We start from the raw sequence: 13,434 nt of genomic DNA, 5'->3' as shown, positions 1-13,434 counted from the left end.
TCGATTATCGAGTAAACAAAAAATTACATGTCAGAATACATATTGCTTCTTGTGGCGGTAGCTGCAATCATCGTCGGTTTTTTTATTGGCAAATACGTGGCTTCACTGAAAAACAAAAGTGATCAGAGTGCATTAAACGAAAGAGCTAATCAACTACAATTACAGTTTGATGAAGCTAAAAAAGCAGCAGATCAGCAATTGGAATTTACCAAACAACAGCAAGAAACCTATAAACAGTCTTTAGAAAAACAGCTTTCTGATATTTCCACAGAACGAGAAGAAATACGTCGAGAAAAAGACTTCCTTAACACAGAATTGACCCGAAGAAATGCGGAGTTTGAAAACTTACAGCTCAAAAACCAGGAACAAAAGGACGAAGTAGAAAAACTACAGGAAAAATTCACCAAAGAATTCGAAAATCTGGCAAATAAAATTCTGGATGAAAAGTCTAATAAGTTTACAGAACAGAACAAAGAGAACATAAAAAACATTCTAAATCCATTACAAGAAAAAATCAACACCTTCGAGAAAAAGGTAGAGCAAACACATAAAGAAAGTATCGATTATCACGCAGCTTTACGTCAGCAAATTTTAGGACTTAAAGACCTTAATGAACAGATGAGCAAAGAAGCTACTAACCTAACCAAAGCCCTAAAAGGTGATAGTAAAATGCAAGGAAACTGGGGTGAATTGGTACTGGAACGCGTATTAGAAAAATCAGGACTGGAGAAAGACCGAGAATATTTTGTACAACAAAGTTTCACTACCGCTGATGGTCAACGTGTATTACCGGATGTTGTGATCCACCTGCCGGATAGTAAAAAAATGATCATTGATTCTAAGGTAACACTAACGGCATATGAACGCTATGTGAACGAAGATGATGAACATCTAAGAACTACTTACTTAAAAGAACACATTACGTCTTTAAAACGTCATATAGATCAACTTTCTGAGAAAAACTACCAAGATCTATATGATATAGAATCTCCAGATTTTGTACTACTTTTTGTCCCAATAGAACCCGCATTTGCTATTGCTATTAATGAAGATAGTAAATTGTACAATCAAGCTTTTGAGAAAAATATAGTAATTGTAACACCTGCCACATTACTAGCGACCTTACGCACCATTGATACAATGTGGAATAACGAAAAGCAACAGCGCAATGCTATCGAAATTGCCAGACAAGCAGGAGCGTTATATGATAAGTTCGAAGGATTGGTGAAAGATCTTACCGGAGTTGGTAAAAAGATCGATGATGCTAAAAAGGATTATTCTTCTGCTATGAATAAGTTAGTAGAAGGACGAGGGAATCTAATTACCAGCGTAGAAAAGCTTAAAAAGATGGGTGCAAAAGCTAAAAAATCCCTTCCAGAAGCAATTATAAAACGTGCTTCAGAAGATAATGATAATACTAGTAATATGTAATTTAATACCTATGGAAACAGATATTTCACAAGTTCTAATTCAATCCTTAACAGGGTTATTTTATGTATTACCGACAATAGTATTTATTATTATCAGCGGCTATTATTTGATGAAAATGGGTTCCAAAACAGACGGGATTTTGATACTGATCGGAAACATTATTATTTTTCTCTCCACCGTTGTTGGCCAGATATTATTTATTCAACTTTCTTTCGGCCAAACTTGGGATGTTGATGCGTATTCTTATATATCAACTGCTCTTGGTATCCTATCATTTATCGGTTCTATATTATTTGTGGTAGGAATATTCCTTTTAATGAAAAGAGTCATAAAAACAAAATCACTGGCAGGAACAATGATCATCAATAGTACAGAGGATACCAAATCATAAACCAGTAACAACAGATCAATGGAACAAGGATATCCTGACTTTTTAGAAATTATAAAATATCTCGTCATAGGAGTTTTTAGTTCAATTACTCAAATTTTTATTTTTGTTGTTTGCATCTATTTCTATCGAAAAATGGGCTCTAGCGTAGAAAGAATTTTATTACTTATCGGTAGTTCATTAATGACATTATTCACTCTCTTATCAGGTGCTTCTGTAGGTTTTTATATGTTTTTAGGAGCTGAACAATATGCAACTATATTATATATATTTCGGATAGGCTCATTTTTAGGCGCTCTATTATTTGCAATAGGTTTTCTGATTACCATAAGAAAAATAGTTAAAAATAAAGCGATAACTCAAAACTGATACAATGAAAAAACAATTTCTAAAGATTTACGTATTCACATTCCTTTCTGGAGTTGCTTTTCATTATGCAAATGCACAACAAACCTATTACCCAGAACGTGGAAACTGGGAAGAAAAAAGTCCTTCAGAATTTAAGATTAATACGGCAAAACTAAACGAGGCAATCCAATATGCTAAAGACAATGAATATTCTGGATCTAAAGATTTACGTCAAGCAATACTAAAAGGTTTTGAAAGAGAGCCTTATCATAAAATTTTAGGGCCAACAAAAAAAAGAGGCACTCCTGCCGGTTTGATTCTAAAAGACGGATATATCATTGCCAAATGGGGTGATACAGATCGAGTGGATATGACATTTAGTGTTACTAAAAGCTATTTATCGACGGTTGCCGGCTTAGCGATTGATGAAAAATTAATCAATTCTGTAGACGATTTTACGTATAATTATGTCTGGGATCACACCTATGATGGTGCTCATAATAAAAAAATAAACTGGAGGCACTTGCTAACACAATCGTCGGATTGGTCAGGACAATTATGGGGAGGATATGATTGGGCAGATCGCCCACCGAGAGAAGGAGGCATCGATGATTGGAAATTCAGAAAATTAAACGAACCCGGAAATGTTTTTGAGTATAATGATGTCAGGGTAAACGTACTAGCATATTCTCTATTGAATGTGTGGAGAAAACCTTTACCACAAGTACTTAAAGAAAAAATTATGGATCCCATCGGCACGTCGACAACCTGGCGATGGTTTGGATATGATAATTCTTGGGTCAATATTGATGGTATCAAGATGCAATCAGTAAGTGGTGGAGGGCATTCTGGTGGAGGGTTATTTATTAATACCAAGGATCACGCTCGTTTTGGATTACTATTTATGAATAATGGAATATGGAAAAACCAACAATTGATTTCTAAAAACTGGATAAAAGAAGCTATCAAACCCTCTAAAGCTAACACCAACTATGGATTTATGTGGTGGTTAAATCAAAAAGGAACTCGCCATTGGGAAGGTTTACCGGAACATCTATTCTATGCTGCAGGTTTTGGTGGTAATTTTATTGTAATTGATCAAAAACAAAATCTGGTTATTGTAACTAGATGGTTAGAACCCAGCCAGATTGACGAATTTGTAACCAAAGTATATGAAGCTTTCTAAAACATCAACTAAGTACATATGAAAAAAATATTAGCGCTGATAATTTTAACCATTACTATTCTTTTTGGTATTTGGTATGCCACCGTATACTTTGCTACCTATAGTGAAGGAGTACGAAGTGGAGAACTCATTAAATTTAGCAATAAAGGGGTGATGTTTAAAACCTGGGAAGGTGAAATCAGTCAAGGGATTTCTGGGGCTCAGATATTTAGCTTTTCAGTAGAAGGTAAAAACGAAGAAATCATCAAAAAGCTAGAAGAATTCCAAGGGAGATATGTGAAACTAAAATACAAAGAACGTTTTGCGACGATTTCCTGGTTAGGAGATTCTAAATATTTTGTCATTGATGTAGAAGAAGAAGAATCACCTCATTTTAGAAAGTAAAATTATAACTAGAATTCGATTAAATACTCAGCTATACTAGGTATAACATATTCACTTCTGTCAGGTCGAGCGGAGTCGAGACCTAATTGGTATGATCAAGAAAAGCCTCTCGACTCCGCTCGAGGTAACAGATGATAACAATAATGATTAAAAAAATGAATTCATGAAAAAACATAAAACAGCAAGAGAATCGCGAGTAGTAATTTCAGAATTAATGCTTCCCTCTCATTCTAATTTTAGTGGAAAGATCCATGGAGGATATATTTTATCACTTATGGATCAGATTGCATTTGCCTGTGCATCTAAACATTCTGAAGCTTATTGCGTTACAGCTAGTGTAGATAAGGTAGATTTTCTAAAACCTATAGAAGTCGGTGAACTCGTAACTATGAAAGCATCTGTAAATAACGTTGGCCGTACTTCTATGGTAGTTGGAGTTCGGGTAGAATCAGAAAATATAATGACAGGTAAAGTGAAACATTGCAATTCGAGTTATTTTACGATGGTTGCCAAAAATGATGAAGGAAAAAGCGTAACAGTTCCTGGTTTAGTTCTAGAAAATGAAACAGCGGTACGACGTTTTGTAAGAAGTGTCATTCGAAAAGAAGATGTTAAGGCCAGAAGAGATCGTTTTAAAGCTTCAGAATTTAAACTCGAAGATCACCTGGAGCTATTAAAAGAATACAATGTTAAGGTAGTATTATAATTTATCAAAAATCTTTGCGTTATAGTTGTGAAATAGGCATCTTACTTGTTTCATTATAATGAATATTTCCTATATTATAAAAAAAATCAAAAGAACTATGAAATCCCCAATATCCCCAATATTACCTTTATTATTCTTATTCGTAATTACCTTATTTAGTTGCAGTAGCAGTGATGACAGCACTACAGAACCTGAAGTAATTGTAGATCCAGATCCTATTCCAGGGCAAACCTCTACCTATACCGCTCACGTCAAAACGATAATAGATATTAATTGTATCGAATGTCACGGAGATCCTCTAGATCAAGGTGCCATTATGATGTTATTAACATATGATCAGGTCGTGGATGCAGTAAATAATCGAGGTTTATTTAATAGAATTGCTACTACGAACGCTTTTAATGTAATGCCTGAATCAGGAAGACTACCACAAGCGACTATAGATATTGTAGAAGATTGGATTGCTGATGGACTTCTGGAACAATAATACTCATCAAACCAAAAACTGAAAAAGATCTGGTTTATCATTAAGATAATCTCCAAAGAAATTATGTTTCTTCATTCTAGAAATAAGCGGCTGGAGATCATTTTTATCTTTTAGTTCTATTCCAACAACTGCGGGGCCATTTTCTCTACTTGATTTTTTAGAATATTCAAAATGTGTAATATCGTCATTTGGACCTAAAATTTCTCCAACAAACTGTTTCAAAGCTCCTGCTCTCTGCGGAAAGCGAACAATGAAATAATGTTTCAGATCTGCAAATAGTAATGCGCGCTCTTTAATTTCGGCAGTACGGGTGATATCATTATTACTTCCACTAACGATACATACTACATTTTTCCCTTTTATTTTATCTTTATAAAACTCTAATGCAGCCAATGTCAACGCCCCTGCAGGTTCTACCACAATAGCATCTCGATTATATAAATCTAAGATAGTCTGACACACCAATCCTTCTGGAACTGTGATCATATCGGACAAGTGAGATCTACAAATATCAAAATTTAAATCTCCTACTTTTTGCACTGCTGCTCCATCAATAAACTTATCGATATCAAAAATCTCTGTATTTTTATTTCGTTGAATTGAGGTCAGCATAGAAGGTGCTCCTTTCGGCTCTACACCAATAATTTTAGTTTTAGGAGATAGTGCTTTCATAGCTCCACATAATCCCGAAGCGAGTCCTCCTCCTCCAATTGCTACAAAAATGTAATCAATCGGGTCATCAGTTTGCTTAAAAATCTCTAATCCTATTGTTCCTTGCCCTTCGATAGTTTTAGGATCATCAAACGGATGAACAAAGGTTTTTTCTTCTTTATTACATAATTCTTTTGCTGCTTTGGACGCATCATCAAAGGTGTCTCCTTCCAGTACGATTTTCACATAATCTCCTCCAAACATTTGGGTCTGTTCTACCTTCTGTTTTGGTGTTACAGATGGCATATAAATAGTACCTTGTATTTCTAAATGATGACAAGCAAAAGCGACACCTTGGGCATGGTTTCCTGCACTAGCACATACTACTCCTTTAGCCAATTGCTCTTTAGTTAGAGAACTAATCTTATTAAAAGCCCCTCTTATTTTATAAGACCTAACTCGTTGTAGATCTTCTCTTTTCAATAGTACATTAGCATCGTACATTCTGGAATAACGAATACTATTCATTAAAGGAGTAACCATAGACACCTCTTTTATCGTAGAGGCTGCCTTTTGTATATCTTCTAATTCGGGAAAATATGTAGTTACTTCTGTATTCATTTTTCTTATTACTTTTTTACTGCTATAACTAATCCAGTAGACCAATTCATTTTAGTCAAAAAAATATCTTCTCTTCCTTCTAAATATCCTATTAATTGATCTACATTTTTCTGGTGTTCATCTGGCCAATTTTCCTGAGCACTCATATCGTCAACCACATAAAAACCACCAATTTTGATCAATTCCAACACTTTATCTATCTCGCTATATTTGCCTGGCCAAGCATCGGCAAAAACCAAATCAAATTTGTTTCCTTTGTATGTTCGTAACCATTTTGTTCCATCTTCACAAACAATGGATACTCTATGATCGTTACCAAAAAAATCCTGAGCAATACTTATTAAAGTCGGATCATTATCTATTGTTATCAGTTTTGATTCTGAGTCCATTCCATCAATCATCCAGGACAATAACAAACCAATTCCGGTTCCTAATTCTAATATATTAGATTTAGGTTTTGAAGATATTAATGTTTTTAACAAAGATCCAACATAAAGATCGGACGGCATGGTAAAACCGATCTCTCGAGACTTTTCTTCTATTAAATTATAAATAGCGGGCTTATAAGCCACAACAAGATCATTCATTTCATATGACTTTTAAAAACAATCACCACAAATAGTATATAAAAAAGTGATCAACAATTTCTCTAGTCTGAGTCCATCAAAGATTACACAATACACATCTCAAAAAAACTTCGACAGACCCAGCTAGACAAATAAATTATTTGAAGCGTCATTTCGAGTGATTTTTCGTAATAAAATGAAGAAAAATTGTATCGAGAAAAGCTTCAATTATTCAAAATCTCATTCTCGATACACTTCTCCTCAGGTCGAAGTACTCGAATCGACGAATATTTTTATACTATTGGCTTCATAGCCGTCATAGAGGCTCTCAACCTTGCTCCTACAGTTTCTATAGGATGATTTCTTAAAGCAGCGTTTACTTCGATTAACTTTGCATTATCAACTCCGTTACTTTTACCGGCATCATATGCTTTACCAATTACATCCGTATCGATCTTTTTCATAAAATCTCCTAATAAAGGTTTACACGCATGATCAAACAAATAACATCCATACTCTGCAGTATCCGAAATTACTCTGTTCATTTCGAATAACTTTTTACGCGCTATCGTATTGGCAATAAGTGGAGTCTCATGTAAAGATTCATAATATGCTGATTCTTCTATAATACCAGACGATGTCATTGCTTCAAAAGCTAGTTCCACTCCTGCTCTTACCATAGCAACCATTAATACTCCATGATCATAAAATTCTTGTTCAGAAATCTCTACATTACCAGCTGGTGTTTTTTCAAATGCCGTTTCACCAGTTGCAGCTCTCCATGACAACAAATTTTTATCATCATTTGCCCAATCTTCCATCATCGTTTTAGAAAAATGACCACCGATAATATCATCCATATGCTTTTGGAATAACGGACGCATAATATCCTTTAACTCTTCAGAAAGTTCGAATGCTTTTATTTTTGAAGGATTCGATAATCTATCCATCATATTTGTAATACCTCCATATTTCAATCCTTCTGTAATGGTTTCCCATCCATACTGAATTAATTTAGAAGCATATCCTGCATCGATTCCTTTTTCTACCATTTTGTCAAAACAAAGAATTGAACCTGTTTGCAAAAGTCCACATAGGATTGTTTGCTCTCCCATAAGATCCGATTTCACTTCTGCAACAAAGGAAGATTCTAAAACACCTGCTCTATCACCTCCAGTTCCTACTGCATATGCTTTTGCCTGAGCCAATCCGTGACCTTGAGGATCATTCTCTGGATGCACAGCAATAAGTGTTGGTACTCCAAATCCTCTTTTATATTCTTCTCTCACCTCGGAACCTGGGCATTTTGGTGCTACCATAATAACCGTAAGATCTTCTCTTACCTGCATTCCTTCTTCTACAATATTAAATCCATGGGAATACGATAATGTTGCTCCATTCTTCATTAATGGCATCACGGTATTCACCACCTGTGTATGTTGCTTATCTGGTGTAAGGTTAATCACTACATCTGCATTAGGAACTAATTCTTCATACGTTCCTACTGCAAACCCATTCTCGGTAGCGTTTTTATATGATTGTCTTTTCTCTTTAATAGCAGCTTCACGAAGTGTATATGAAATATCCAAGCCTGAATCCCTCATATTTAATCCTTGGTTCAGTCCTTGTGCTCCGCAACCTACGATGACTATTTTTTTTCCTTTAAGTACTTCAACTCCATCTGTAAACTCAGAAGAGTCCATAAATCTACATTTCCCTAATTGTGTTAATTGATCTCTTAATGATAGCGTATTAAAATAATTTGCCATTTCCTTCTTAATTTGTGGTTACTTCCGTTTACACGGAAATCTATTTAATTTTGATTTTTAGTTGTTTGTTTTTCTTTTGGTGTATTCCGCCTGAGGCAGATCGGGCTATTCACTATATCTTTTTTACTGGTTCTCGATACATCCACTTAGGTCGGATACTCGAACTTACGTAAAAAAGGATGTCGTTGCTATCCCTTACACCGTCTCTACTCCAAAACTTTCTATTATTTTTGATATATGCATTTTTTCTTTTGTAACAGCGATTCTACCAGAACGTACAAATTGCATTAAACCATACGGCTCTAATTTATCATATAACTCTTCTACCTCTTTACGCCTTCCTGTTTTTTCCAAAACAAAAAACTCTGGTGTTACCGTGACGATGTTTGAATTACTTTCCTTAATAACATTCTGGATTTGTCTTTCTTCGAACAGAAGTTTTGATGCTACTTTAAACAAAGCAGTTTCCTGATAAATCGTTTCATCATCTTTATGATAAAAAGCCTTAATAACCTCTATTTGCTTTTCGATCTGACCTACTAATTTCTTAACCTGTTCTTCGGTTATTTTTACCACAATGGTAAATCGAAAAACATCTTTAATTTCCGAAACCGATGCCGTCATACTATCTAAATTGATATGACGCTTCAGAAAGATTGCCGATATTCTGTTCAGCAATCCTATGTTGTTCTCAGTATATACTGATATGGTATAACATTCTCTCTCCATAACTAACTCAATCTTATATCCGAAACCGATGCTCCTGTTGGTATCATCGGAAATACATTATTTTCTTTTTCTACACATACTTCTAAAAAGTAAGGTTCTTTTGAAGCTATCATTTCCTGAATTGCCGATTGCAATTCTTCTCTTTTCGTTACTCTTTTGGCTGCTATATGATATCCTTTTGCAATCGTTACAAAATCAGGATTTACCATTTCTGTTGACGCATATCTTTTATCAAAAAACAATTGTTGCCACTGACGCACCATACCTAAAAAATCATTATTAAGAACCACTATCTTCACAGGTACTCGAGTCTGAAAAATAGTTCCCAATTCTTGTATAGTCATTTGATATCCACCATCTCCAATAATAGCTACAACTTCACGTTCAGGAGCTCCCATTTTTGCTCCAATAGCAGCAGGTAATGCAAACCCCATGGTTCCTAGACCTCCAGAAGTTACATTACTTTTAGATTTTACAAACTCTGCATATCTACAAGCAATCATTTGGTGCTGTCCTACATCAGAAACAATAACAGCATCTCCTTTTGTTTCCTCATTAATACCTCTTAGAACTTCTCCCATAGAAAGCCCTTCTTTAGAAGGGTATAGTTCTTCTTTGATCACCTTATCATATTCTATAGTATCAAAATCTTTAAATTCCTGCAACCAAGCTTCGTGATTATTAGACGTTACCATAGGAAGTATTTCTGCTAGCGTACTTTTCACATCGCCCATAACTGCTACATCAGCCTTTACATTTTTATTTACTTCTGCAGGGTCAATTTCAAAATGAATTACTTTAGCTTGTTTTGCATACGTTTCTAAATTACCGGTAACACGATCATCAAAACGCATTCCTATTGCCAAAAGAAGATCGCATTCATTCGTAAGTTTATTAGGTCCGTAATTACCATGCATTCCTACCATACCTACATTAAGTGGATGAGCAGTCGGCAATGCTGACAATCCTAAAATGGTCCAGGCTGATGGAATATTAGTTTTTTCAATAAAGTTCTTTAATTCCTCTTCTGCTTCACCGAGAATAACACCTTGACCGAAAACAATCATTGGTTTTTTTGCACTGTTAATCAAACTAGCAGCTTGTTCCAATGTTTCAGGATCTGTTTCAGGTACCGGTTTATAGCTTCTTACTCCTTTACATTTTTCATATTTAAAGTCAAGCTCACCAAACTGAGCATCTTTTGTTATATCGATTAAAACTGGACCAGGACGACCGGAACGTGCAATATAAAATGCCTTGGCTAACACAGAAGGGATATCTTCAGCTTTGGTTACTTGATGATTCCATTTAGTGATTGGTGTAGAAATTCCTATAATATCCGTTTCCTGAAAAGCATCAGAACCTAATAAATGAGAACCAACTTGCCCTGTAATACATACCATAGGTGTAGAATCAATTTGAGCATCAGCAATTCCTGTTACAAAATTAGTAGCTCCTGGGCCAGATGTTGCAATTGCAACACCGACTTTACCACTCGTTCTGGCATATCCTTGTGCCGCATGTGTTGCTCCCTGTTCATGTCTAGTAAGTATATGTTGTAATCTGTCCTGAAATTTATACAATTCATCATAGACTGGCATAATTGCTCCACCAGGGTAGCCATAAATTAGATCCACGCCTTCTGATAATAAGCAATGTATTACAGCTTCTGCTCCTGTCATATGACCAGTCGTCTCTTTAGTTTCCTTTTCTATTGTTTGCGTTTGTGTTTCCATTACGCTATATATTTTTATGTTCCAGTAATACTGAAATGTTTTTTAGATTCCCATTTTCATCGGAATAACAAACTATCGACTTCAAATACTTTACATATTGAAGTTTTCATTAAAATTCATCTGTTACACATCCTTGAGATGCCGACGAAACTGTATTTGCATATTTATATAAAACTCCTTTACTGAATTTCAATGGTGGTTGAACCCAAGAAGCTTTTCTTCTTTCAATTTCTTCTTCCTCTATCGCAACTGTAATGGAATTTGTTTCGGCATCAATAGTGATGATATCTCCATCTTTTACTAATGCTATCAAGCCTCCTTCTTGTGCTTCTGGAGTGATATGTCCTACCACAAACCCATGAGTTCCTCCAGAGAATCTACCGTCAGTAATTAGTGCTACTTCTTTACCAAGGCCCGCTCCCATAATTGCCGCTGTTGGTTTTAACATTTCTGGCATTCCGGGACCTCCTTTTGGACCTTCGTACCTAATGACGACTACATTTCCTTTTGCTACTTTACCATCTCTTATTCCATCATTAGCATCATATTCGCTATCAAACACTATCGCTTTTCCTTGAAAACGAAGTCCTTCTTTACCTGTAATTTTTGCTACACAACCATCTTGTGCCAGATTACCAAACATGATCCTTAAATGTCCTGTAGGCTTGATCGGATTCTCTAAAGGTTTTATCACATCTTGCCCTTCAGAAAGGTCCGGAACATCCAATAAATTTTCCGCCAACGTTTTTCCGGTAACGGTCAAACAATCTCCATGCAATAATCCTTTCTTTAATAAATATTTTAGCACAGCAGGAATTCCACCTACTTCGTGTACATCTTCCATCAAATATTTACCACTTGGTTTAAGATCCGCTAAAAATGGGGTCTCATCACTTATTCGCTGAAAATCTGCTAAAGTGAATTCTACATCCGCAGCTCTGGCAATTGCTAAAAAGTGTAATACCGCATTGGTAGAGCCTCCTAATACCGTAACCAATCGTATCGCATTTTCTAAAGATTTTTTGGTAACAATATCTAATGGCTTAATATCTTTTTCTAAAAGTGTTCGCATCGCACGACCTGCTGCAATACTCTCTTCTTCTTTATGATTACTAATCGCGGGATTTGATGAGTTATAAGGTAAAGACATTCCTAAAGCTTCAATTGCAGAAGCCATTGTATTCGCTGTGTACATACCACCACAAGCTCCTGCTCCAGGGCATGCTTTTTCGATTACATTTTTATATTCGTTCTGTGTAATTGTTCCTGCTACTTTTTCTCCCCAAGCTTCAAAAGCCGAAACTACATCTAATTTCTTTCCAGCGTGTAATCCAGAAGCAATAGTTCCTCCATACACCAAAATAGATGGACGGTTTAATCGTATCATTGCCATTAATGCTCCGGGCATATTTTTATCACATCCTACTACTGTTACCATCCCATCATAAGACATAGCTTGTACAACGGTCTCCATCGAATCTGCAATTACATCTCTGGATGGTAATGAGAAACGCATTCCTGGTGTTCCCATAGAAATACCATCGCTAACACCAATCGTATTAAATATCAATCCTACTACACCCTCTTCTTTCGTTCCCTGTTTTACAAGCTTTGCTAAATCATTAAGATGCATGTTACACGGATTTCCTTCATAACCTGTACTTGCAATACCTACTAGAGGCTTTTTAAAGTCTTCATCGGTTAAACCAATTGCATGTAGCATCGCTTGTGCAGCCGGTTGTGTATCGTCTTGTGTAACCTGTTTACTATATTTATTAATGCTCATTCCTTTTGAATGTGAATTTTTTAATAATTATTTAAAATTTTAACCGTTTTTTTGACAAATTCATAACTAATCAAATAAACCACAGTATAAAACTATTTCGTAATGACTAAACTGTTGATTTTTATTCAATAGGCTTACAACATCCAACCATCACTAAACACATATTAAATACTGATTTACAGATACTTATGCTCATTTTATTTACAATCACTATTTGTTAATTTTTGTTACACTTTATTTTTTGACATAAAAAAACTCCCTTCAGATTTCGAAGGGAGTTTAGTATATAAGTTATATCAATATCCCATCATCGTAGTGAAATAATCACGACGATACTAATGACATTGATACTAATATTCTTTATTGCTTTCATTACCATCTTTTAAATATGGGTTAAAAAAAATCCCTTTACTGACGTAAAGGGATTTTAATATATTTTATATTATAAATATCCCTTTCATCGCGGTGAAATAATCACGACGTTACTAATGACATTAATAATATTGATGTTGCTTGTTTTCATTTATGTGGTAAATATAGTAAATAATATTTCTTAAAAACAAATTCTATATTTAAAGGTAGGTCAATCTCATTTAAACGCTCTGTTCTTTTTGAGTTTATAACCTAGTCTGGAATCTATTTTAGA

At 35.1% G+C, this 13,434-nt stretch carries 13 protein-coding genes; 7 read left to right on the top strand and 6 right to left on the bottom strand.

Annotated features, from left to right (window positions below; all coding sequences use genetic code 11):
- The first annotated feature begins 27 nt into the window (after positions 1 to 27).
- The 7 genes from rmuC (at position 28) to Q0829_RS24560 (ending at position 4,930) form a co-directional block, all read left to right on the top strand.
- A complete protein-coding gene (gene rmuC / locus Q0829_RS24590) occupies positions 28 to 1,431 on the top strand; it encodes a DNA recombination protein RmuC (RefSeq protein ID WP_298547985.1) in 1,404 nt (467 codons plus the stop codon).
- A 10-nt stretch (positions 1,432 to 1,441) separates the two neighbouring features.
- Positions 1,442 to 1,822, top strand: coding sequence for a hypothetical protein (locus Q0829_RS24585; RefSeq protein WP_298547983.1), 381 nt, complete (start codon positions 1,442 to 1,444; stop codon positions 1,820 to 1,822).
- An 18-nt stretch (positions 1,823 to 1,840) separates the two neighbouring features.
- A complete protein-coding gene (locus Q0829_RS24580) occupies positions 1,841 to 2,188 on the top strand; it encodes a hypothetical protein (protein WP_298547980.1) in 348 nt (115 codons plus the stop codon).
- Between the two features lie 4 nt (positions 2,189 to 2,192).
- Complete coding sequence (locus tag Q0829_RS24575; RefSeq protein WP_298547977.1) at positions 2,193 to 3,353, top strand: serine hydrolase; 1,161 nt, start codon at positions 2,193 to 2,195, stop codon at positions 3,351 to 3,353.
- Positions 3,354 to 3,371: 18 nt separating this feature from the next.
- On the top strand, positions 3,372 to 3,737 hold the full coding sequence (locus tag Q0829_RS24570; RefSeq protein WP_298547974.1) for a 6-phosphogluconate dehydrogenase: 366 nt from the start codon (positions 3,372 to 3,374) through the stop codon (positions 3,735 to 3,737).
- 163 nt (positions 3,738 to 3,900) lie between these two features.
- A complete protein-coding gene (locus tag Q0829_RS24565) occupies positions 3,901 to 4,443 on the top strand; it encodes an acyl-CoA thioesterase (RefSeq protein WP_298547971.1) in 543 nt (180 codons plus the stop codon).
- Positions 4,444 to 4,540: 97 nt separating this feature from the next.
- Positions 4,541 to 4,930, top strand: a complete 390-nt coding sequence (locus tag Q0829_RS24560; protein ID WP_298547968.1) for a hypothetical protein — start codon at positions 4,541 to 4,543, stop codon at positions 4,928 to 4,930.
- Between the two features lie 6 nt (positions 4,931 to 4,936).
- Here Q0829_RS24560 and ilvA read toward each other — a convergent pair whose 3' ends face one another.
- The 6 genes from ilvA to ilvD all read right to left on the bottom strand — a co-directional run bounded on the left by ilvA (position 4,937) and on the right by ilvD (position 12,788).
- On the bottom strand, positions 4,937 to 6,202 hold the full coding sequence (gene ilvA / locus Q0829_RS24555) for a threonine ammonia-lyase (RefSeq protein ID WP_298547966.1): 1,266 nt from the start codon (positions 6,200 to 6,202) through the stop codon (positions 4,937 to 4,939).
- An 8-nt stretch (positions 6,203 to 6,210) separates the two neighbouring features.
- Positions 6,211 to 6,789: a methyltransferase domain-containing protein gene (locus Q0829_RS24550; RefSeq protein WP_298547963.1), complete on the bottom strand. Its 579-nt coding sequence runs from the start codon at positions 6,787 to 6,789 to the stop codon at positions 6,211 to 6,213.
- Between the two features lie 272 nt (positions 6,790 to 7,061).
- Positions 7,062 to 8,537: a ketol-acid reductoisomerase gene (gene ilvC / locus Q0829_RS24545; protein ID WP_298547960.1), complete on the bottom strand. Its 1,476-nt coding sequence runs from the start codon at positions 8,535 to 8,537 to the stop codon at positions 7,062 to 7,064.
- Positions 8,538 to 8,732: 195 nt separating this feature from the next.
- Complete coding sequence (ilvN, locus tag Q0829_RS24540) at positions 8,733 to 9,266, bottom strand: acetolactate synthase small subunit (protein ID WP_118462427.1); 534 nt, start codon at positions 9,264 to 9,266, stop codon at positions 8,733 to 8,735.
- 2 nt (positions 9,267 to 9,268) lie between these two features.
- Entirely contained in the window at positions 9,269 to 11,002 is a 1,734-nt protein-coding gene (gene ilvB / locus Q0829_RS24535; protein ID WP_298547957.1) for a biosynthetic-type acetolactate synthase large subunit, read from the bottom strand.
- Positions 11,003 to 11,111: 109 nt separating this feature from the next.
- Positions 11,112 to 12,788: a dihydroxy-acid dehydratase gene (gene ilvD, locus Q0829_RS24530; protein ID WP_298547954.1), complete on the bottom strand. Its 1,677-nt coding sequence runs from the start codon at positions 12,786 to 12,788 to the stop codon at positions 11,112 to 11,114.
- Positions 12,789 to 13,434 lie beyond the last annotated feature (646 nt).

This window comes from uncultured Aquimarina sp. (genome assembly GCF_947492405.1).
Taxonomy (GTDB): domain Bacteria; phylum Bacteroidota; class Bacteroidia; order Flavobacteriales; family Flavobacteriaceae; genus Aquimarina.
This window is presented reverse-complemented; position numbering and strand designations above follow the sequence as displayed.

What these genes read in the sequence shown, in the direction of transcription:
- ilvB (WP_298547957.1), bottom strand. Translation starts at nt 11,002, where the DNA reads ATGGAAACACAAACGCAAACAATAGAAAAGGAAACTAAAGAGACGACT.
- Q0829_RS24580 (WP_298547980.1), top strand. Translation starts at nt 1,841, where the DNA reads ATGGAACAAGGATATCCTGACTTTTTAGAAATTATAAAATATCTCGTC.
- ilvA (WP_298547966.1), bottom strand. Translation starts at nt 6,202, where the DNA reads ATGAATACAGAAGTAACTACATATTTTCCCGAATTAGAAGATATACAA.
- Q0829_RS24575 (WP_298547977.1), top strand. Translation starts at nt 2,193, where the DNA reads ATGAAAAAACAATTTCTAAAGATTTACGTATTCACATTCCTTTCTGGA.
- ilvC (WP_298547960.1), bottom strand. Translation starts at nt 8,537, where the DNA reads ATGGCAAATTATTTTAATACGCTATCATTAAGAGATCAATTAACACAA.
- Q0829_RS24550 (WP_298547963.1), bottom strand. Translation starts at nt 6,789, where the DNA reads ATGAATGATCTTGTTGTGGCTTATAAGCCCGCTATTTATAATTTAATA.
- rmuC (WP_298547985.1), top strand. Translation starts at nt 28, where the DNA reads ATGTCAGAATACATATTGCTTCTTGTGGCGGTAGCTGCAATCATCGTC.
- ilvN (WP_118462427.1), bottom strand. Translation starts at nt 9,266, where the DNA reads ATGGAGAGAGAATGTTATACCATATCAGTATATACTGAGAACAACATA.
- Q0829_RS24565 (WP_298547971.1), top strand. Translation starts at nt 3,901, where the DNA reads ATGAAAAAACATAAAACAGCAAGAGAATCGCGAGTAGTAATTTCAGAA.
- ilvD (WP_298547954.1), bottom strand. Translation starts at nt 12,788, where the DNA reads ATGAGCATTAATAAATATAGTAAACAGGTTACACAAGACGATACACAA.
- Q0829_RS24560 (WP_298547968.1), top strand. Translation starts at nt 4,541, where the DNA reads ATGAAATCCCCAATATCCCCAATATTACCTTTATTATTCTTATTCGTA.
- Q0829_RS24585 (WP_298547983.1), top strand. Translation starts at nt 1,442, where the DNA reads ATGGAAACAGATATTTCACAAGTTCTAATTCAATCCTTAACAGGGTTA.
- Q0829_RS24570 (WP_298547974.1), top strand. Translation starts at nt 3,372, where the DNA reads ATGAAAAAAATATTAGCGCTGATAATTTTAACCATTACTATTCTTTTT.